Origin of the sequence: Citrobacter werkmanii (assembly GCF_008693645.1) — a bacterium.
Lineage (GTDB): Bacteria > Pseudomonadota > Gammaproteobacteria > Enterobacterales > Enterobacteriaceae > Citrobacter > Citrobacter werkmanii.
The window spans coordinates 47,127-67,336 of sequence record NZ_CP044100.1 but is presented as its reverse complement, the minus strand read 5'-3'; the positions used below and the strand labels follow the sequence as shown (position 1 = coordinate 67,336).

At 52.6% G+C, this 20,210-nt stretch carries 19 protein-coding genes; 13 read left to right on the top strand and 6 right to left on the bottom strand.

Going from position 1 to position 20,210, the window contains the following annotated elements; translation table 11 throughout:
• Nucleotides 1–7 precede the first annotated feature (7 nt).
• The 4 genes from silA (at nt 8) to FOB24_RS00355 (ending at nt 6,481) form a co-directional block, all read left to right on the top strand.
• A complete protein-coding gene (silA, locus tag FOB24_RS00370; RefSeq protein WP_000574019.1) occupies nt 8–3,154 on the top strand; it encodes a Cu(+)/Ag(+) efflux RND transporter permease subunit SilA in 3,147 nt (1,048 codons plus the stop codon).
• A gap of 86 nt (nt 3,155–3,240) precedes the next feature.
• A complete protein-coding gene (locus FOB24_RS00365; RefSeq protein ID WP_000758233.1) occupies nt 3,241–3,681 on the top strand; it encodes a DUF411 domain-containing protein in 441 nt (146 codons plus the stop codon).
• A 118-nt stretch (nt 3,682–3,799) separates the two neighbouring features.
• On the top strand, nt 3,800–6,253 hold the full coding sequence (gene silP / locus FOB24_RS00360; RefSeq protein WP_003830763.1) for an Ag(+)-translocating P-type ATPase SilP: 2,454 nt from the start codon (nt 3,800–3,802) through the stop codon (nt 6,251–6,253).
• Nucleotides 6,254–6,283: 30 nt separating this feature from the next.
• On the top strand, nt 6,284–6,481 hold the full coding sequence (locus tag FOB24_RS00355) for a DUF2933 domain-containing protein (protein WP_000843500.1): 198 nt from the start codon (nt 6,284–6,286) through the stop codon (nt 6,479–6,481).
• A gap of 30 nt (nt 6,482–6,511) precedes the next feature.
• Here FOB24_RS00355 and FOB24_RS00350 read toward each other — a convergent pair whose 3' ends face one another.
• Nucleotides 6,512–7,252 carry a peptidoglycan DD-metalloendopeptidase family protein gene (locus FOB24_RS00350; protein WP_001667049.1) on the bottom strand — a complete coding sequence of 247 codons (741 nt, stop codon included), beginning with the start codon at nt 7,250–7,252 and terminating at the stop codon, nt 6,512–6,514.
• Nucleotides 7,253–7,535: 283 nt separating this feature from the next.
• Nucleotides 7,536–7,982, bottom strand: a complete 447-nt coding sequence (locus FOB24_RS00345; RefSeq protein WP_000688485.1) for a hypothetical protein — start codon at nt 7,980–7,982, stop codon at nt 7,536–7,538.
• 234 nt (nt 7,983–8,216) lie between these two features.
• Between FOB24_RS00345 and pcoA the strand changes: the two genes are divergently transcribed.
• From pcoA to FOB24_RS00290, 9 genes are all read left to right on the top strand, one after another.
• A complete protein-coding gene (pcoA, locus tag FOB24_RS00335) occupies nt 8,217–10,034 on the top strand; it encodes a multicopper oxidase PcoA (protein WP_001176305.1) in 1,818 nt (605 codons plus the stop codon).
• A 5-nt stretch (nt 10,035–10,039) separates the two neighbouring features.
• Nucleotides 10,040–10,927 carry a copper resistance protein B gene (locus tag FOB24_RS00330; protein WP_001667050.1) on the top strand — a complete coding sequence of 296 codons (888 nt, stop codon included), beginning with the start codon at nt 10,040–10,042 and terminating at the stop codon, nt 10,925–10,927.
• Nucleotides 10,928–10,966: 39 nt separating this feature from the next.
• The gene (gene copC, locus FOB24_RS00325) at nt 10,967–11,347 is read left to right on the top strand and encodes a copper homeostasis periplasmic binding protein CopC (protein WP_000906228.1); all 381 of its coding nucleotides are present in this window, start codon (nt 10,967–10,969) and stop codon (nt 11,345–11,347) included.
• A 4-nt stretch (nt 11,348–11,351) separates the two neighbouring features.
• On the top strand, nt 11,352–12,281 hold the full coding sequence (gene copD / locus FOB24_RS00320; protein WP_001667051.1) for a copper homeostasis membrane protein CopD: 930 nt from the start codon (nt 11,352–11,354) through the stop codon (nt 12,279–12,281).
• A gap of 53 nt (nt 12,282–12,334) precedes the next feature.
• Nucleotides 12,335–13,015: a copper response regulator transcription factor PcoR gene (pcoR, locus tag FOB24_RS00315; RefSeq protein ID WP_001188929.1), complete on the top strand. Its 681-nt coding sequence runs from the start codon at nt 12,335–12,337 to the stop codon at nt 13,013–13,015.
• A complete protein-coding gene (locus FOB24_RS00310) occupies nt 13,012–14,412 on the top strand; it encodes a sensor histidine kinase (RefSeq protein ID WP_000671200.1) in 1,401 nt (466 codons plus the stop codon). Before pcoR ends, FOB24_RS00310 begins: the two co-directional genes overlap by 4 nt.
• Before the next feature lie 208 nt (nt 14,413–14,620).
• Nucleotides 14,621–15,055: a hypothetical protein gene (locus tag FOB24_RS00305; protein WP_000753365.1), complete on the top strand. Its 435-nt coding sequence runs from the start codon at nt 14,621–14,623 to the stop codon at nt 15,053–15,055.
• Nucleotides 15,056–15,467: 412 nt separating this feature from the next.
• On the top strand, nt 15,468–16,064 hold the full coding sequence (locus FOB24_RS00295) for a recombinase family protein (protein WP_000091963.1): 597 nt from the start codon (nt 15,468–15,470) through the stop codon (nt 16,062–16,064).
• Between the two features lie 123 nt (nt 16,065–16,187).
• A complete protein-coding gene (locus FOB24_RS00290) occupies nt 16,188–17,117 on the top strand; it encodes an Rpn family recombination-promoting nuclease/putative transposase (protein WP_000728912.1) in 930 nt (309 codons plus the stop codon).
• On the opposite strand, the gene FOB24_RS00285 is transcribed toward FOB24_RS00290, so the two are convergent.
• From FOB24_RS00285 to FOB24_RS00270, 4 genes are read right to left on the bottom strand one after another with little or no spacing between them, the layout of a single operon-like run.
• Nucleotides 17,114–17,725: a DUF2913 family protein gene (locus tag FOB24_RS00285; protein ID WP_000176304.1), complete on the bottom strand. Its 612-nt coding sequence runs from the start codon at nt 17,723–17,725 to the stop codon at nt 17,114–17,116. The genes FOB24_RS00290 and FOB24_RS00285 overlap by 4 nt on opposite strands.
• A complete protein-coding gene (locus FOB24_RS00280) occupies nt 17,722–18,117 on the bottom strand; it encodes a hypothetical protein (RefSeq protein WP_000429587.1) in 396 nt (131 codons plus the stop codon). Before FOB24_RS00280 ends, FOB24_RS00285 begins: the two co-directional genes overlap by 4 nt.
• 52 nt (nt 18,118–18,169) lie before the next feature.
• The gene (locus FOB24_RS24670; RefSeq protein ID WP_003830765.1) at nt 18,170–19,033 is read right to left on the bottom strand and encodes an exonuclease domain-containing protein; all 864 of its coding nucleotides are present in this window, start codon (nt 19,031–19,033) and stop codon (nt 18,170–18,172) included.
• Nucleotides 19,026–20,141, bottom strand: a complete 1,116-nt coding sequence (locus FOB24_RS00270) for a DNA-binding protein (protein WP_001247114.1) — start codon at nt 20,139–20,141, stop codon at nt 19,026–19,028. Before FOB24_RS00270 ends, FOB24_RS24670 begins: the two co-directional genes overlap by 8 nt.
• Nucleotides 20,142–20,210 lie beyond the last annotated feature (69 nt).

Sequence of the window (20,210 nt, the reverse complement as noted above, 5' to 3'; positions counted from 1 at the left end):
GACGACGATGATTGAATGGATTATCCGGCGGTCAGTCGCCAACCGTTTCCTTGTGATGATGGCAGCCCTGTTCCTCAGCGTCTGGGGAACCTGGACAATCATCAATACCCCCGTGGATGCGCTTCCCGACCTGTCTGATGTGCAGGTGATTATCAAAACCAGCTATCCCGGCCAGGCTCCGCAGATTGTTGAAAACCAGGTCACCTATCCGCTCACTACTACCATGCTGTCGGTACCGGGCGCAAAGACCGTGCGCGGCTTTTCTCAGTTTGGTGACTCCTACGTGTACGTCATTTTTGAAGATGGTACCGATTTGTACTGGGCGCGGTCACGCGTTCTGGAATATCTGAACCAGGTTCAGGGCAAGCTGCCTGCCGGTGTCAGTTCTGAAATAGGTCCTGATGCCACCGGCGTGGGCTGGATATTTGAGTATGCTCTGGTCGATCGTAGCGGAAAACACGACCTTGCGGAACTGCGCTCCCTGCAGGACTGGTTCCTGAAATTTGAACTGAAAACCATTCCGAATGTTGCCGAAGTGGCGTCGGTGGGCGGCGTGGTGAAGCAGTATCAGATCCAGGTGAATCCGGAAAAACTGGCACAGTATGGCATCAGCCTGCCCGAAGTTAAGCAGGCGCTTGAATCCTCTAACCAGGAGGCCGGTGGCTCATCCGTTGAAATCGCAGAAGCGGAGTATATGGTCCGGGCCAGCGGCTACCTTCAGACCATTGATGATTTCAATAACATCGTCCTGAAAACCGGCGAGAACGGGATCCCGGTTTACCTGCGTGATGTTGCCCGCGTACAGATCGGGCCGGAAATGCGTCGCGGTATTGCCGAGCTTAACGGCCAGGGTGAAGTGGCAGGCGGCGTGGTGATTTTGCGCTCAGGTAAAAATGCGCGCGAGGTTATTACCGCCGTGAAGGATAAGCTGGATACGCTGAAGGCCAGCCTGCCTGAAGGTGTCGAGATTGTCACCACCTACGATCGCAGCCAGTTAATTGACCGGGCCATTGACAACCTCAGCTATAAACTTCTTGAAGAGTTTATTGTTGTAGCCATTGTCTGTGCGCTGTTCCTCTGGCATGTCCGATCAGCACTGGTGGCGATTATTTCTCTGCCGCTTGGCCTGTGCATCGCCTTTATTGTCATGCACTTCCAGGGCCTGAACGCCAATATTATGTCGCTGGGGGGGATCGCGATTGCCGTCGGGGCGATGGTGGATGCGGCCATCGTCATGATTGAAAACGCGCATAAACGGCTGGAAGAGTGGGACCATCAGCATCCTGGCGAGGAGATAGATAACGCCACCCGCTGGAAGGTCATCACCGATGCTTCCGTGGAAGTAGGGCCGGCGCTGTTTATCAGCCTGCTGATCATCACCCTGTCGTTCATTCCTATTTTTACCCTGGAAGGGCAGGAAGGGCGCCTGTTCGGGCCACTGGCCTTCACGAAAACGTATTCCATGGCAGGTGCGGCCGCGCTGGCCATCATCGTTATTCCAATCCTGATGGGATTCTGGATCCGTGGGAAAATACCCGCTGAGACCAGTAATCCCCTCAACCGGTGGCTGATTAAGGCGTATCACCCCTTACTGCTCAGGGTACTTCACTGGCCAAAAACAACCCTGCTGGTTGCGGCCTTATCCATTTTCACGGTGATCTGGCCACTGAGTCAGGTGGGCGGGGAGTTTCTGCCGAAGATCAACGAGGGAGATCTGCTCTACATGCCGTCAACGCTGCCGGGCGTGTCGCCGGCAGAGGCAGCGGCGCTCCTGCAGACCACGGACAAGCTCATCAAATCCGTGCCTGAAGTGGCGTCTGTTTTTGGCAAAACCGGTAAGGCTGAGACCGCAACGGATTCTGCGCCACTGGAAATGGTGGAAACCACCATTCAGCTGAAACCCGAAGATCAGTGGCGACCGGGCATGACGATTGACAAGATTGTTGACGAGCTGGATAAGACGGTCCGTTTACCGGGTCTGGCAAACCTGTGGGTTCCCCCTATCCGTAACCGTATCGATATGCTCTCGACCGGGATTAAAAGCCCGATCGGTATCAAGGTTTCCGGAACCGTTCTGTCGGATATCGATGCGACAGCACAGAGTATTGAAGCGGTAGCCAAAACCGTGCCGGGTGTGGTATCTGCTCTGGCTGAACGTCTGGAAGGCGGCCGCTACATTGATGTCGATATCAACCGGGAAAAAGCGTCCCGTTACGGGATGACAGTCGGCGATGTCCAGATGTTCGTCTCCTCAGCCATCGGTGGCGCGATGGTAGGCGAAACGGTGGAAGGCGTCGCCCGCTACCCGATTAATATCCGCTATCCGCAGGATTACCGGAACAGTCCGCAGGCCCTGAGGCAGATGCCGATCCTGACACCGATGAAGCAGCAAATCACCCTGGGTGATGTCGCTGATGTGAAGGTGGTTTCCGGACCGACGATGCTGAAAACGGAAAATGCCCGACCCGCCAGCTGGATCTATATTGATGCCCGCGACCGGGACATGGTGTCAGTGGTAAACGACATCAAGACGGCCATCAGCCAGAAGGTGAAACTGAGACCGGGTACCAGTGTATCCTTTTCAGGGCAGTTTGAATTACTGGAGCATGCCAATAAAAAGCTGAAACTGATGGTACCGATGACGGTGATGATCATTTTCATTCTGTTATACCTGGCGTTCCGTCGCGTTGATGAAGCCTTACTCATTCTGATGAGTCTGCCGTTCGCACTCGTCGGAGGAATATGGTTCCTCTACTGGCAGGGCTTCCATATGTCTGTGGCCACCGGCACCGGGTTTATAGCCCTGGCCGGGGTGGCGGCGGAGTTTGGCGTGGTCATGCTGATGTACCTGCGTCATGCCATCGAAGCGCATCCGGAATTGTCCCGTAAGGAGACGTTCACACCGGAAGGCCTTGATGAAGCCCTTTATCACGGTGCCGTGCTGCGTGTCCGGCCGAAAGCCATGACCGTGGCGGTGATAATTGCGGGTCTGCTGCCCATACTCTGGGGAACCGGCGCCGGTTCAGAGGTCATGAGCCGTATTGCGGCGCCGATGATTGGCGGGATGATCACTGCTCCGCTGCTGTCGCTGTTCATTATTCCTGCCGCCTACAAATTAATCTGGCTGCGCAGACATAAAAAAAGCGTGTCTTAATCCTGAAAGGGCACCCCGGGAGGGTGCCCTTCTGAACAGATTCGTGTGAACGACACGGTTTATATCGCTAATTTACCGAGGTGAGTATGAAAAAAGTGGTGTTAGTGGCCCTGGCTCTCGGCCTGTCACTGCCGGCAATCGCAAGTGAAAAAGTCATAGATATGTACAAGTCTGAACACTGTGGGTGCTGTTCCTTATGGGGCAAGGCGATGGAAAAAGACGGGTTTAAAGTGCGAACACACGTCATGAACGATCAGGCGCTGTCAGCCCTGAAAGAAAAGTATTCTGTTCCGGCAGGACTACGCAGTTGTCATACAGCGGTTGCAGGCGAGCTGGTCATCGAAGGCCATGTCCCGGCGACGACGATACATCAGGCAATGCAGTCAGGTTCGGGTATTTACGGTCTCGCCACCCCCGGCATGCCTGCAGGCAGCCCGGGAATGGAGATGGGCGACCGAAAAGAGGCTTACGATGTTATCGCCTTTGCCCCGGATGGAAGTCAGAACGTCTTCCAGAGAATCGAATAGACGCTGATAACGGGACGCCGGCATCATCCAGTCTGATGCCGGCATTATTCGTGGTAATCGCATCCGTGACATACCCTGTAGATATAAGACGCTTCAGGTGTGCATAAGGAGAATTACTGTGAAAAATGATAATGCAGTGAAACACGTTCACCAGCCTGCTTCTGAACAGACGCGATCCGCAGACGACAGTCAGTCAGTGCGAAAGGTAAGGGACCCCGTGTGCGGAATGTCCATCCTGCCGGAAAAGGCGCACAGCAGCATCAGATTCCATGATCATCAGTTTTACTTCTGCTCTGCCAGCTGCGAGAGCAAATTTTCAGCCCATCCCGATCATTATCTGAGCGGAAACGCCAGTGAAACCTCCCATCATCATGACCATCATGAAGCCAGCCCTGAAAGGGTAGAACCGTCACACCGGCAGAGTGAGAAAGCGATGTCTGACGGCGTGTGGACATGTCCGATGCATCCGGAGATACGTCGCAGTGGTCCCGGAAGTTGCCCCGTTTGTGGAATGGCGCTGGAACCGCTTGTTGCCACGGCATCCACGGGCCAGAGTGATGAACTTCGCGACATGACCAGACGCTTCTGGCTGGGATTGCTGTTGACGTTACCGGTTCTGGTGCTCGAAATGGGATCCCATTTGTTTCCGAAAATGATGCAATTACTGCCGCCACAGTACAACGTCTGGCTGCAGTTGCTTCTGGCCACTCCGGTGGTGTTGTGGTGCGGATGGCCATTCTTCTCGCGTGCCGGAGCCTCGCTACGTAACCGCTCGCTGAACATGTTTACTCTCGTTGCAATGGGCACGGGAGTGGCCTGGGTGTACAGCGTCATCGCCACGATCTTTCCCTCTCTGTTTCCTGCATCCTTCAGGATCATGAATGGCCAGGTTGCCGTGTATTTTGAAGCGGCCTCCGTTATCACGGTGCTGGTCCTGCTGGGGCAGGTTCTTGAGTTACGGGCAAGGGAACAAACGTCAGGCGCCATTACCGCGTTGCTGAATCTCGCCCCCAAAACAGCCAGACGTCTGGATCCTGATGGCCATGAGACGGATATCAAAGCAGAAGACGTCCTGCCTGGCGATAAACTCCGTATCAGGCCCGGCGAGAGTGTTCCGGTTGATGGCATCGTGCTCGAAGGCCGTACCACCGTGGATGAATCAATGGTAACCGGGGAATCAATGCCGGTTACCAAAACGGAAAATGACCGCGTTATCGGAGGAACCATAAATCAGACCGGTAGCCTCATCATGCAGGCGGAGAAAGTCGGTGATGAAACAATGCTGTCCCGTATTGTACAGATGGTCGCTGATGCGCAACGCTCACGCGCGCCCATCCAGAGAATGGCTGACAGTGTCTCGGGATGGTTTGTTCCCCTGGTAATACTCATTGCAGTTGTCGCGTTTGTGGTCTGGGCTGTCTGGGGGCCTGAACCCAGGGTGGCACACGGTCTGATAGCCGCGGTTTCGGTCCTGATTATCGCCTGTCCCTGCGCGCTGGGTCTGGCCACACCCATGTCGATAATGGTGGGGGTGGGCAAAGGGGCCCAGTCAGGGGTTTTAATCAAAAATGCTGAATCCCTGGAACGCCTTGAAAAAGTGAACACACTGGTTGTCGATAAAACCGGCACGCTCACGGAAGGTGCGCCCACGGTGACTGGCATAATCAGCCTGAAGCCGGGCGGCGAAGAGGCGCTGTTACGTGTGACGGCCGCCGTAGAAAAAGGATCACAGCATCCGCTGGGTATGGCAGTGGTCAACGCCGCACGTGAAAAAGGGATCACGGTGCCGGCTGTCAGTGATTTTAATGCCCCGTCGGGTAAAGGGGTTTCAGGGGATGTTGAAGGGCTGCGGGTTATTATCGGTAATGAGCTGGCCATGCAGGAAAACAGTATCGTTATTGATAGCCAGAAGGCGACTGCGGATGCCTTACGCAGGGAAGGCGCTACCGTTATCTATGTGGCGACAGACGGGCAGCTTGCCGGCCTGATCGCTATTTCTGATCCCCTGAAAGCAACCACGCCCGACGCACTTAAGGCCTTGCGTGAGGCGGGTATCCGTATTGTCATGCTGACCGGGGATAACCAGCTTACCGCTGAAGCGGTGGCGCATAAGCTCGGAATAGAAGAGGTTGAAGCCGGGGTTCTGCCTGATGGTAAAAAAGCAGTGATTAGCCGTCTGAAAGCATCAGGCCATGTGGTGGCGATGGCGGGAGACGGCGTGAATGATGCACCTGCACTCGCGGCAGCTGACGTGGGGATTGCAATGGGGACGGGGACAGATGTGGCGATAGAGAGTGCCGGCATCACGCTTCTTAAAGGTGACCTGATGATGCTGAACAAGGCCCGACAACTGTCCGAGATCACCATGAAGAATATCCGGCAGAATCTGTTTTTTGCGTTTATCTACAATGCCCTCGGAGTACCCGTGGCGGCAGGCCTGCTTTATCCGGCGTATGGCATACTCCTCTCGCCGGTGATCGCGGCAGCAGCAATGGCCCTTTCCTCCGTCAGCGTTATCGTCAATGCGTTACGTCTCAGAAGTATCAGGCTCGGCAAAGAAGCGCATGAATAAATGCGCATTTGCTGACATAAGGAGTCCGTCATGAAAAGTACCACTTATGCTCTGATTGCTGTCGCCGCGATCGCGGTATTTGCACTTTTACGGGAGCACTGGTCACATCTGGCCGGCTACTGGCCTTATCTGTTGCTGCTGATATGTCCCCTCATGCACCTGTTTCATGGCCACGGAGGGCACGGGCAACATCAGCATCACGACGGGTCGGATGATAAAAAAAACTGACCGACGACGGGCCGCTCTGCGGCCCGGGTATCAGTCCAGATATCGCCCATAGTCACGGGCATGGGCGTACGCGTGCTGTTCGAGTTTATTGTTATCCGCAGGCCCTGCCGCCCTGAAAGCCAGTGAATTGACCGGGTTATTGTTAATGACCAGCTCATAATGAAGATGAGGACCGGATGAGCGCCCGCTGTTACCGGACAACGCGATAGCAGTTCCCCGGGAAACTGGCGTTCCTTTTTTAACGAGGATTTTACTGAGATGAAGATAACGCGTTTTAACATTGTCTTTGCCGGACACTTCAACAAAATAGCCCATGGTGCTGTTGTATTCGGCCCGGGTAACTTTCCCGTTGATAACACTGACAATTTTCGTATTCATTGGCATTGAATAATCAATACCATTATGCGGACTGACCTTCCCCGACACAGGATTAAGGCGGGCCGGGTTGAAAGGTGAACTGAGTCTTGCGGTGACCGGCAGCGGATAATCCAGTCCGGCCCTGCTGCCGGTATCCGACAGGTTGTAGAATTTCTTGTCTGAAATACGATAAGCGGTGTAATTAAATTTACCTGACGTGAATTTATAGGCCACGACCCGGGATTGTCCTGCTTTTTTTTGAAGCAGGAGTTTTAGTGATTCATTATTTTTTAAATGTCGAAGATCGTACCGGGGAGGCAGGGAGCGCTGGAGGACAGCAATTTCATTTTTTTCCAGGCCTGCACGGGAGGCAGCTACATAAGCATTATCTTTTACAACATCGGTAGAGTACATTTACTGAAAGTCGCCGTTAGCATTATCACTGCGCGATATGCTATGGGATTTCAGGAGATAAGTCATCTGCCAGTATTCCCGGAGCTACACTGATGATTGTCCTTTTTGTAACATATCATTTAATCCATTTATTGCAGATGCTCTGGCTGCTTTATGACCACCCGGACAACGAAGAATAGCATGGGAGAAAAGATTTCGGCGGGACGCCGTGAGATTAACGCCCCGTCCTGTGTCCTTTCCGTGAGGCTGACGGGTCATACGAAAGCCGCACGCACTCCGTCAGCTACTCCTTATTTTCATACAATCCACGAAGGTTTCTCGCCTGTATCTGGTGAGCTTCAGCCCCTGCGTTATTGACACGCTCATGGACCAGGGCGGCTTTGTCTCCGGCATTCAGTTCACTGAAGGATGAGGATGCTGTGTTTGTCTCACTTTTGTTCAGCTTTTTTTTATGCCCCTCAATCATTTTTTGATGGGCATACGACGTACTGTTATTCATAAAGGAATGGGCAATAATTGCTCTTTCATGTTCATTCATTTCTGAGAAAGAAATTGCGCTGGCTTTGTTTATTTTTACGCGGGGTTGTTCATGCCTGGCTGCCTCAACATGAGGAAACGCTGTGGCATTATTTACGAAGCGATGTGCATCATGAGACAGGTTACTGGGCTGAGCAAACGCTGAACCCATAGATAACGTGGATAATATAATAACTGCGATAAAAATTTTCATAATGAATACCTTCGGTGGCGCATAATAAGATGTCCACTTGATCATATATAAAAATAACCTTCCCGTGGGAAAGATGACGTAAATGTAATACAACTTCTTTCATTACAGCATTGTAATGAAATTGTTTTTTTAGTTGTGCTAACGTCATTTCATTGTAAGAGGCAGAACCGGAAAATTGATTATAACCAATTCTCGAATTCCGCTAATGGCCACAATTTAATTAAGGGAACTCGCATGCAGTTAAAAACGTCACGACGAACATTTCTGAAGGGATTAACCCTCTCTGGCGTAGCCGGAAGTCTTGGCGTATGGAGCTTTAATGCGCGCTCCACCCTGAGTCTGCCACCTGCAGCGTCCCTGCAGGGCACCAATTTTGACCTGACCATTGGAGAAACGGCAGTAAACATCACAGGAAGCGAACGTCAGGCCAAGACGATCAATGGTGGGCTGCCGGGGCCGACCCTGCGCTGGAAAGAGGGTGATACCATCACCCTCAGAGTCAAAAATCGCCTTGATGAACAGACGTCCATACACTGGCACGGCATTATTCTTCCGGCCAACATGGATGGTGTGCCGGGGCTCAGTTTTACGGGTATCGAACCAGATGATACCTACGTCTATACCTTCAGGGTCAGGCAGAACGGGACGTACTGGTACCACAGCCACTCAGGGCTCCAGGAGCAGGAGGGGGTTTACGGTGCCATCATTATTGATGCCCGGGAACCGGAGCCCTTTGCTTATGACCGCGAGTATGTGGTGATGTTGTCTGACTGGACGGATGAAAATCCTCACAGCTTGCTGAAAAAATTAAAAAAACAGTCGGATTATTACAATTTCAATAAACCGACCGTGGGGTCTTTTTTCCGGGATGTGAACACCAAAGGTCTGTCAGCCACCATTGCCGACCGGAAAATGTGGGCTGAAATGAAAATGAACCCGACTGACCTCGCCGACGTCAGCGGCTATACCTACACCTATCTCATGAACGGACAGGCGCCACTGAAAAACTGGACAGGGCTGTTCCGCCCCGGTGAGAAAGTACGCTTACGCTTTATCAACGGCTCGGCGATGACCTATTTCGACATTCGCATACCAGGCCTGAAAATGACGGTGGTAGCTGCGGATGGCCAGTATGTTAATCCGGTCACCGTGGATGAATTCAGGATCGCTGTTGCCGAAACCTATGACGTCATCGTTGAGCCTCAGAATGAGGCCTATACCATCTTCGCACAATCGATGGATCGTACCGGTTACGCACGGGGAACGCTTGCCACGCGAGAGGGTGTAAGTGCTGCCGTCCCCGCACTCGATCCGCGTCCATTGCTGACAATGGATGATATGGGTATGGGGGGAATGAGCCATGATATGTCAGGGATGGATCACGGCCAGATGGCGGGAATGGATAACAGCGGAGAGATGATGTCAATGGACGGCTCCGGGATGCCGGACAGCGCGGCACCCTCCACGCCAATGGATCACAGCAGTATGGCCGGTATGGATCATTCCCTGATGGCTGGAATGCCGGGAATGCAGAGCCATCCTGCGTCCGAAACCAATAATCCACTGGTTGATATGCAGGCAATGAGCGTCTCCCCGAAATTAAGCGATCCAGGCATAGGGCTTCGCAACAACGGTCGTAAGGTTCTTACCTATGCCGATCTCAGAAGCCGCTTTGAGGATCCGGATGGAAGAGAGCCTGGCCGCACCATTGAACTGCATCTTACAGGGCATATGGAAAAGTTTGCCTGGTCCTTTAACGGTATCAAGTTTTCAGACGCCGCGCCGGTGGTGCTCAAATACGGTGAACGACTCAGGATCACGCTGGTCAATGACACCATGATGACTCACCCTATTCACCTCCATGGTATGTGGAGTGATCTGGAAGATGAAAACGGTAATTTCATGGTGCGTAAACATACCATTGATGTTCCTCCCGGAACAAAGCGCAGTTACAGAGTGACAGCTGATGCACTGGGCCGCTGGGCTTACCATTGCCATCTGCTCTATCACATGGAAATGGGAATGTTTCGTGAAGTCCGGGTGGAGGAGTAATGCACATGAAAATGAATACCTGCGCCATATCTGTGCTTGCAGCTGGTTTGATTGCATCACCTGTCGCGTTTGCTGCGGGAACGCCCGCCGACCCGCACTCCGGGCATGATATGTCCACTATGCAGATGTCAGCCGATGCCGGTCTTACTGAAATGACGGCCATGGAGCCCGTGGTCACTGAGAGCAGAACGCCTGTTCCGCCCGTTACCGAAGCCGATCGGAAGGCTGCGTCTGGCAATTTAAAGGGCCATGCTGTCCATGACAGCGCAATTAATTACCTGGTTCTTCTCGATCAGCTTGAATGGCAGCGTTCAGACAACCGGAATAATTTCAACTGGAGCGTGAACAGCTGGGTGGGTGGTGATATCGACCGGCTGTGGATCAAGAGCGAAGGTGAACGAAGTGGTGGAGAGACGGAGACGGCAGAAGCCCAGTTTCTCTGGGGGCACGCAGTAGGCCCATGGTGGGATTTGGTTGCCGGTATAAGACAGGATTTCAGACCGGGATCTGCCCGGACGTGGGCTGCCGTCGGTTTCCAGGGGTTAGCCCTTTACAACTTTGAATCCGAAATCACGGGGTTTGTCAGTGATGGCGGAAAGGCCGCCCTTCGCCTGGGAGGAGAATACGACGTTTTACTGACTAACCGGCTGATACTGCAGCCATCCTACGAGGTGAATATCTACAGCCAGGATGATGAATCGCGGGGGCGGGGCAGAGGGATATCCGATACCGAACTTGGTCTCCGGCTACGTTATGAAGTCCGGCGTGAATTTGCGCCTTATATTGGCGTTTCCTGGAATCAGCTGTACGGAACAACGTCCGACATGGCGAAAAGGGAAGGCGAAAAAGACAGTCAGATAGTATTCCTGGCGGGCGCAAGAATCTGGTTTTAATGCACTGACACAAAACACTCAACTTAACAGGTAAAGAATATGTTGATATTAAAAAAAGCCATTCTGACGGGTGGGCTGATTATGGGCGTCGCTTTTTCTGCTATGGCGCATCCGGAATTAAAAAGCTCGGTTCCGCAGGCTGATTCAGCCGTGCCGGCTCCGGAGAAAATCCAGCTTAATTTTACGGAAGATCTGACCGTAAAATTCTCAGGCGCGAAACTGACGATGACCGGAATGAAAGGTATGTCGTCGCATTCACCGATGCCAGTGGCGGCTAAAGTGGCACCAGGATCTGATCCCAAGTCTATGATGATTATCCCGCGTGAACCTTTACCCGCCGGCACTTATCGTGTGGACTGGCGTGCGGTTTCATCAGATACACATCCTATTACCGGTAATTATACCTTTACGGTGAAGTAATATCATGAACGACCTGATTATAATTGTTATCCGTTTCCTTCTGTATCTTGATTTAATGATTTTATTTGGATTGCCTTTCTTCCAGATATATGGAATAAGCGGCGTCAGGAATGAGATGCATAATTTAATTAATTTCAGGTCGTTTATCGCTTTAGCTGTACTGATCGGCATCCTGCTGACAGGCATGAATATGCTGCTGGTATCCAATGCCATGAGCGGGGTGACAGATTTCAGAGAATTATCCATTCATATTATCGAAATGGTGATCGAAGAAACCGACGTTGGGATCAGCTGGGTTGTCAGACTCTTTGCCCTGTTTATCACACTCGGTGGGCTGTTCCTGTACACTAAAAACAGAGTGCTTTCCTGTCTGCTGATGACCATCAGCGGCGCCGTGGCGCTGGCCACACTGGCATGGGGCGGACATGCCGTTATGCATGATGGCGTACATTACTATCTCCACTTGTTCAGCGACCTGACACACCTTGGCGCAGCAGGAGCATGGACCGGCGCACTGGCCGCATTCGCCATCTTACTGATGCGCAAAGATAACCATAACGCCCGGAGCGTCAGCATTATTTCTGATTCATTAGCAAGATTTGCAACGGCAGGAACCGTGATCGTGGTAGCCCTGAGCCTGAGTGCGCTGGTCAACTATCTGTATATTGCTGAGGGTGAGTTAGCCCCTCTGTTCAGCAGCGCCTGGGGAAGTATTTTGCTTGCAAAAACAGCGCTTTTCGTTCTGATGCTCCTGCTGGCAGCAGCAAACCGGTTTCACCTTGGTCCCCGGCTTGAGGTCATGGTCAGGGAAGGCAATTATGTTCGCAGCGTCGCGCTGATGCGAAACAGTATCCTGACCGAGTTCGTCATTGCTGTCACCATTCTGGGGGCTGTCTCCTGGCTTGGAATGCTTGCCCCGTCTCAGGCCAGCTAGGATACTGAAGGAGTGAGCCGTAAAATTTTGACTATCATGTCAGCGAGTGAACTATGCAGCGTATATTAATCGTTGAAGACGAACAGAAAACAGGGCGCTATCTGCAGCAGGGACTGATTGAGGAGGGATATCAGGCCGACCTCTTCGATAACGGGCGCGACGGCCTCAGAGCGGCATCAAAGGGATCTTACGATTTAATCATTCTGGATGTCATGCTGCCTTATCTCGACGGATGGCAAATCATCACGTCGCTGCGGGCCTCGGGTCATGAAGAGCCAGTATTGTTTCTAACGGCAAAGGATAACGTACGGGATAAAGTGAAAGGGCTTGAACTGGGTGCTGACGACTATCTGATCAAACCTTTCGATTTTACCGAACTGGTTGCACGCGTGAAAACGCTACTGCGCCGGGCACGTGCGCAAAGTGCCACAGTCTGCACCATTGCTGATATGACCGTTGATATGGTCCGTCGGACCGTAACCCGGTCGGGTAAAAAGATCCATCTCACCGGAAAAGAATACGTGCTGCTTGAGTTGCTGCTTCAGCGTACGGGAGAAGTATTACCCCGAAGTCTGATCTCATCCCTGGTCTGGAATATGAATTTTGACAGCGACACGAATGTGATTGATGTGGCCGTGAGACGTCTGAGAAGTAAAATTGATGATGACTTTGAGCCCAAACTTATCCACACCGTTCGCGGTGCCGGCTATGTACTGGAGATCAAAGAAGAGTGAAGTTCAATATTTCTCTGACCACCCGGCTGAGCCTGATATTTTCTGCAGTCATGCTGACGGTATGGTGGCTTTCAAGTTTTATTCTGATCAGCACACTGAACAGCTATTTTGACAACCAGGACAGAGATTTCCTGACAGGAAAACTCCAGCTTACTGAAGAGTTTCTTAAAACAGAAACTTACAGGAGCAAAACGGATATTAAATCCTTATCCGATAAAATAAATGACGCGATGGTAGGGCACAATGGATTATTCATTTCCATTAAAAATATGGAAAATGAAAAAATTGTTGAGCTCTACGCAAAAAATTCGCTGGTCCCTGCAACCCTGCTGAACCAGTCCGGAGATATTCTGGACTATATGATCCAGACTGAAGAAAATAATACCGTATACCGCAGTATCTCGCGACGTGTAGCCATAGCGCCCGAAGAAGGTAAAAGTAAACATTTCATCATTACTGTCGCCACGGATACAGGGTATCACACCCTGTTTATGGATAAGCTCAGTACCTGGCTGCTCTGGTTTAATACCGGTCTGGTTTTTATTTCGGTTTTTCTGGGCTGGCTGACCACACGAATCGGCCTGAAACCGTTGCGGGAAATGACCAGTCTGGCGTCATCCATGACTGTCCACAGCCTTGACCAGCGTCTCAATCCCGATCAGGCGCCTCCGGAAATCTCTGAGACCATGCGGGAGTTTAACAACATGTTCGACCGCCTGGAGGGATCCTTCCGGAAACTGTCCGATTTCTCTTCCGATATTGCGCACGAACTGCGTACGCCGGTCAGTAATCTGATGATGCAGACGCAGTTTGCCCTGGCCAAGGTCAGAGATGTTTCGCATTACCGTGAAATTTTATTTGCGAACCTGGAAGAACTCAAAAGATTATCACGAATGACCAGTGACATGCTTTTTCTGGCCCGTTCTGAACATGGTTTGCTGCAGCTGGATAAACAAGACGTGAATCTGGCGGAAGAGCTGAATGAATTACGTGAGCTGTTTGAACCCCTGGCCGAAGAAACAGGAAAAACAATCACCGTTGAAGGCGACGGGATCGTGGCAGGGGACAGTGACATGCTGCGACGCGCGTTCAGCAACCTGCTTTCCAATGCCATTAAATATTCTCCGGATAATACCCGTACATCGATACAGATCGCTCAGGGCAGTGACTATGTTGAAGTGGTTATTTCGAATCCGGTGTCAGGCGGCGTGCCTGCAAATCTGGAGCGCTTGTTTGATCGCTTCTATCGCGCGGACTCATCACGTGTTCATAACACTGAAGGGGCCGGGCTGGGATTATCCATAACGCGGTCGATCATTCACGCACATGGCGGAGAGCTGTCGGCTGAACAACAGGGCCGCACTATCCTCTTTAGTGTACGCCTGTTGATGAGGTGACGTTTTTTACATGTGAAATACGCAGGTGACAGAAATGTCATCATTCAGTCACGCAATAAACAGAGGCGGTTTTTTATACTCAGTTATAAATCAGGAGCAGTGTGATAATGCAGTCACATAAACACTTAATCCGCCCTGTGACCAAATGCTTTCATTAAATTAATAAGGTATTGATCAGTCAGGGCATCCAAACACCGGGGATCCTACCATGAAAAAAACGCTTGTATCATTTTTAGCCATTATGGCTGTCACCTCATCCGCCTGGGCTGCAGAAACCATGAATATGCATGACCAGGTAAATAATGCCCAGGCACCGGCCCATCAGATGCAATCTTCTGCGTCCAGAAGCGCCGTTCAGGGTGAAGGAATGAAAATGATGGATATGAGTAACCACGAGCAGGCCGCGATGTCACATGACATGATGCAGAACGGCACATCTGCCGCGCATCAGGATATGGCTGATATGCATAAAAAAATGATGAACGCCAAAACTGAAACCACCGGCGAAAGCGCAAAGTCATTCTCCAAAATGAATGAACATGAGAAAGCCGCTGTGGTGCATGAGAAGGCAAATAACGGCCAGTCTTCTGTTATTCATCAGCAGCAGGCTGATAAACACCGCAGTCAGAGCGCCCAGAATTAACCCGTATTAACCCGCAGCTCCACTTGTTAGACCCTCCTTTGACGCCGATTTCACTGGCTTACGCTCCTCAAAAGGGAGCGTTTTTTTTTATTTCCTATTATTTATAGCCAATCCGTGCATTGCAAGTAAACCTCTAATAAGGGTCTGAAGCCCAACTGTACGATGTCGTACAATAAATATTGTACCTGTCCCCAGTCTTAATGAAACAGACCGCTCGCTGCTATTTCCTTTTTTCTGCTCCCTAAAGGTTAAAATAAATAGCACGCTTATAGTTATATAATGGCACACATATGATAGTGTACGAAATCGAACGGTTTCGTACATCACTTACAACATCTGTCCAAAACTTAGTGAAATTAGTTTCGGACATGCGTTATAATTCGTACATCCATTTAGTACAGAAAATAACGCCATGTCACGAGTTTTTGCTTACTGTCGGGTCTCCACGCTTGAACAGACAACGGAAAATCAGCGCAGGGAAATTGAAGCAGCCGGTTTTACCGTTAAACCCCAGCGCCTGATTGAGGAACAAATTAGCGGTTCGGTAGCCGCCAGCGAACGGCTCGGTTTTGCCAGGTTACTTGACCGCATGGAAAATGGCGATGTGCTGATAGTGACCAAACTTGATCGCCTGGGCCGTGACGCAATGGACGTGCGAAAGACCGTAGAGCAGCTGGCAGCGTCCGATATTCGCGTACACTGCCTCGCACTGGGTGGCGTGGATCTTACCAGCGCGGCCGGCAAGATGACCATGCAGGTCATTTCGGCGGTGGCAGAGTTTGAGAAAGACTTGCTGATTGAGCGCACACATTCTGGCCTTGCAAGGGCCAGAGCAGCAGGCAAACGGTTTGGTCGGCCACCGGCGCTGAACCAGGAACAGCGGCAGGCAGCTCTTGAACACCTGAAAGCTGGTGCCAGTATCAGCGCCGTTGCCCGCGAGTTTGGTACCTCACGACAAACCATCATGCGCCTGCGTGATGATGCAGTCAGCCCGGAGTTACCAGAATAAAGGAGAGGGGACCGAACCACCCCGGCACAGTCCCCTGAAGGAATGGCAATTCCGTTCACCGCCAATGTTAGCTTTTTCCGGGCTGTGATAACATCTCAGGGTCATTTTCCAGAGCCAGGGCTGATGAAGAAGAAAAACAGCACACCCACTCCTCACGATGCCACGTTCAGGCAGTTCCTGACGCAACCGGATATTGCCCGGGATTTCATGGAAATCCACCTGCCCACAGAGCTGCGTGCAGTCTGCGATCTCAGCACGCTGAAACTGGAATCCGGCTCGTTCGTTGAGGATGATCTCCGCCAGTATTTCAGTGACGTTCTCTACAGCCTGAAAACCACAGCAGGTGACGGGTACATACATGTCCTCGTGGAACACCAGTCAACGCCGGACAAACATATGGCTTTCCGCCTGATACGCTATGCGGTAGCCGCCATGCAGCGCCACCTGGAGGCAGGGCATAAAAAACTGCCTCTGGTGATACCGGTGCTGTTCTATACGGGTAAACGCAGCCCGTATCCGTACTCAACCCGGTGGCTGGATGAGTTTGACGATCCGGCGCTGGCAGGCAAGCTCTACAGCAGCGCTTTCCCGCTGGTAGACGTTACGGTCATTCCGGATGATGAAATCGCTGGCCATCGCAGTATGGCCGCACTGACTTTACTGCAAAAGCATATTCACCAGCGGGACCTGGCAGAACTGGTTGACCGGCTGGCGCCCATCTTGCTGGCCGGATATCTGTCTTCATCACAGGTAATATCGCTGGTACACTATATAGTGCAGGCAGGCGAAACATCAGACGCCGAAGCCTTTGTACGCGAACTGGCACAGCGTGTGCCGCAACACGGAGACGCACTTATGACCATCGCACAACAGCTTGAACAGAAGGGCATCGAGAAGGGGATTCAGCTCGGTGAACAACGCGGCATTGAAAAAGGCGAGCGCGAAGCCACCCTTAAAATTGCCCGTACCATGCTGCAGAACGGCATTGACCGTAATACCGTCATGAAAATGACCGGACTGACTGAAGACGACCTGGCGCAGATCCGCCACTAATCCCCCTTTCCTGGCACTCCCTGCCCGGCCATCAGCGAATACTGGTGGGGCAGGGAGGCACCAGACTCAGGCTCTGCCTGCCAGCCACAGCGATTAAACAGCTTCATTACCCCCGCTACGTTCCCAGTCAGACGCGCTGTCAGTGGATTTATCTGTCGGCCGCTGTCGTCAAAAGCAACATCGAGGTTGACCCGTGAGAGATAAATGGCGTTCACACCCGCACTGAGCGCCACGGCATTCCGGCCGGACCATTCCCGATCGCTCAGCAGACGGTAGTTCCAGTGCATATCTTTGGCTGTTTCCAGCGCATAGGTCAGCCGGAACAGATCGTTCTGTTCAGTCAACTCGCCGGTGCAGGAGCGCCAGAGGTAATTCAGCTTGCTGGCCAGCTTCGCGCTGACGCCCAGCTGACGTCCCTGTTTCAGAAGCCATTCGATATCGGGGGCAACATCACGCGAAAAACGCCGTTGTTTCAGCGCGGTCGCCAGCCATCGGGTGAGAAAGAGATTTTCCTGAGCAGCTGACAGCATATCGCCGTTCTGTCTGGCCAGCGCAAGCGCCACCAGGGCGCACCATGCCAGATGGCCTGATTTTTCTGTCAGCGTCACTGCTTCTCCCGTGAGTCAATAAACTGATGTAATTCATCGAGCATAATCAGCACACGTCGGCCGGTCTTACGGGGAAACATCCTCCGCATCTCACGCGTCAGCTGCTTCTTCTCCCATCCGTAAGGGAAAATAATGCTGTATTCCCTCCTGTCAGGGAGGATATCAGGGCCCGCGACGATACGCGCCACCTCCTTATTCAGGCGTTCCCCTCGCCAGCCATATGCCGCCAGTCGCTTACGGATACGTGCAACGGGAAAACGTTTATCGGAGTGACGGGGGAAGAGTAACGTCCCGTCCTCATTTCGTTTGATACCAAACATATCCAGAGACTGTTCGATCACCTCTGTTCGCGCGGGGAAATGCTCACGCATAGTTTTCATCATATTTTCCATTCCAGACTCCTGAATTAATACCTGCAGCTGTCTGACCAGCCAGAGAGCAGCGTTATGCAGTCTCACTCCCTGCGTCATCATTCATTTCACACTGGAGTTCATGCCAGTATCCGGCAATATTGTTTACCACCCGTGCTGTCATAACGGCGTCAGTGACGGCGGAATGAGCCTCCCCGATCCAGCGCAGGCCAGCCTGACTGACAGCACCGGAAAGCGATATGGTACCGTAACGATTGGTGGGTCCGTAATAACCCGCAGCGAGCCGCATGGCACAGTACACCGTCAAAGAGTCCAGCCAGCTGGCAGGGTCGTTATGCGCTGCCGCTGTCTGCTTCAGAATGCGCGTATCAAACTCAGCATTGAAAATAACCAGCGGGCGCCGGCCGATATGGTGCTGCAGCTGCTGTGCAATATCAGGCCACGATGGCGCTCTGACCAGATCCTCGTCACTGATACCGTGTACTGCAGCTGCTGCCGGATCGATGGCGACAGTGGGTTTAAGACGGGTCTCAAATATCCTCTCACCGCGGGCATTCACCAGACCGATTTCCAGCGCCTGCGCACCAGCATCAAGTCCGGTCGTTTCGGTATCGAGGAAGACTGGGTCCAGCGCTAACCAGGTATGTGCCAGCATGGCGAACCTGCCACGCTCACTCTTCATCCGGGCCAGCAGGCCCAGACGAGCGCTGGCCTGCCGCTGTTTTTCTGTCTGTGGGCGTTTCGCCCGCATCGGGACGCAGTCAGCCAGCCGCCATACGCCGTATTTCCCGCCGTAAGGACTTTTGTACATTCTGACCGGTTCCACACCGGGGGCTGGCTTCATCCTGAACTCATCCCGAAGTCGCCCTCTGGTGTAGCATTTTTCCTCCGCCCGGGGCGCTTCATCACAGGCGTCTGAATTGTCATCATCACGCATTCTGGCCACCGGTCTGTTTATTGCCCGAAAGCGCCGCCATCAGTGACTGGTTCTGACGCTTCAGGGCTTCAGCCTCACCACGCAGTGCCGCGACCGTTTCTTTCTCCCCCATCGTCTCCAGACGGGCATCATCACGCTGGTTTTCCAGCTGTGTGCAGCGATCTGTCAGACTGGCTATTTCACTGCCCATACGCACCAGTTGCTCCGAGGAGGCCTTTTCCTGCGATTCCAGCCTCGCGGTGAGGCTGCTGACTCTGTCACGTTCAAGTGCAAGCTCACCGGCGCGCGCCTGCGCGTCAGCGACGGCCTGCTCGAGGCGTTGCTGCAGCGTTTCGCGGGTGGCCTGATGCTGCTGACGTTCTGAGACCAGCGCATTTTCCTGCGATTCAAGGCGGGTCAGGAGTGTATTGACTTTATCGCGTTCAGACTTCAGTTCTTCGGTACGCGCATTAGCTTCGGCAGAAATTTGCTCCAGCCGTTTTTGCAGGTCTTCCCGCGTGTTTTTGTGCTGGGCCTGCTCCGCATTAAGCGCATCCTGCAGCACTGTCTTCTGCTCCTGATACCGCTCTTCTCGCTGACGGGCATTCTCTTCTGCGGCCGCAAGACGTTCTTTCAGCTGGGCCATCTCCACATCCTGCTGCTGACGCAGTGTACGTTCTGATTCCAGCGCCAGCGTCAGCCGGTCATATCCGTCCTGCAGTTCATCCAGTTTTTCTTCCAGGTCGTCGACCGTCTGTGCGGCGTCGGCCAATTCCCGCTCTGCCTGTGCGGTCTGTTCCCCGGCGGCACGTGTGACTTCCGCAACCCGCCGTTCTGCAGCCCGGACAGCCTTATCATTCAGTTCGGTCGCCAGTTGGGTAATGCGTTCGGACAGCGCGGCGGAGACGGCCTTCACTTCTTCAGCCACTTCCACGGGCAGCTCGGCAACGGGTTCAGTGACGACCGTGCTCTGTGATGCCTGGTATTCGTCCCATATCTGGCGGAGACGTGTCGGGTTGCCGCCACCCACCTGGTTACGCAGTGCGAACCCGGTGATATTCCGTCCTTCAGCCTGCAGGGCCAGCCCTGCTTCAATAATCTGTTCTGGTTCGTATGTTGCCGGACGCATCTGTCAGTCTCCGCATAACGGGGTATGTCTATATTATACACAAACAAACTAACAAATAAACTAACAAAC

Coding starts and splice junctions, on each gene's coding strand:
- silA (WP_000574019.1), top strand. CDS start 8: ATGATTGAATGGATTATCCGGCGGTCAGTCGCCAACCGTTTCCTTGTG.
- FOB24_RS00365 (WP_000758233.1), top strand. CDS start 3,241: ATGAAAAAAGTGGTGTTAGTGGCCCTGGCTCTCGGCCTGTCACTGCCG.
- FOB24_RS00355 (WP_000843500.1), top strand. CDS start 6,284: ATGAAAAGTACCACTTATGCTCTGATTGCTGTCGCCGCGATCGCGGTA.
- FOB24_RS00350 (WP_001667049.1), bottom strand. CDS start 7,252: ATGTACTCTACCGATGTTGTAAAAGATAATGCTTATGTAGCTGCCTCC.
- FOB24_RS00345 (WP_000688485.1), bottom strand. CDS start 7,982: ATGAAAATTTTTATCGCAGTTATTATATTATCCACGTTATCTATGGGT.
- pcoA (WP_001176305.1), top strand. CDS start 8,217: ATGCAGTTAAAAACGTCACGACGAACATTTCTGAAGGGATTAACCCTC.
- FOB24_RS00330 (WP_001667050.1), top strand. CDS start 10,040: ATGAAAATGAATACCTGCGCCATATCTGTGCTTGCAGCTGGTTTGATT.
- copC (WP_000906228.1), top strand. CDS start 10,967: ATGTTGATATTAAAAAAAGCCATTCTGACGGGTGGGCTGATTATGGGC.
- copD (WP_001667051.1), top strand. CDS start 11,352: ATGAACGACCTGATTATAATTGTTATCCGTTTCCTTCTGTATCTTGAT.
- pcoR (WP_001188929.1), top strand. CDS start 12,335: ATGCAGCGTATATTAATCGTTGAAGACGAACAGAAAACAGGGCGCTAT.
- FOB24_RS00305 (WP_000753365.1), top strand. CDS start 14,621: ATGAAAAAAACGCTTGTATCATTTTTAGCCATTATGGCTGTCACCTCA.
- FOB24_RS00295 (WP_000091963.1), top strand. CDS start 15,468: ATGTCACGAGTTTTTGCTTACTGTCGGGTCTCCACGCTTGAACAGACA.
- FOB24_RS00290 (WP_000728912.1), top strand. CDS start 16,188: ATGAAGAAGAAAAACAGCACACCCACTCCTCACGATGCCACGTTCAGG.
- FOB24_RS00280 (WP_000429587.1), bottom strand. CDS start 18,117: ATGGAAAATATGATGAAAACTATGCGTGAGCATTTCCCCGCGCGAACA.
- FOB24_RS24670 (WP_003830765.1), bottom strand. CDS start 19,033: ATGCGTGATGATGACAATTCAGACGCCTGTGATGAAGCGCCCCGGGCG.
- FOB24_RS00270 (WP_001247114.1), bottom strand. CDS start 20,141: ATGCGTCCGGCAACATACGAACCAGAACAGATTATTGAAGCAGGGCTG.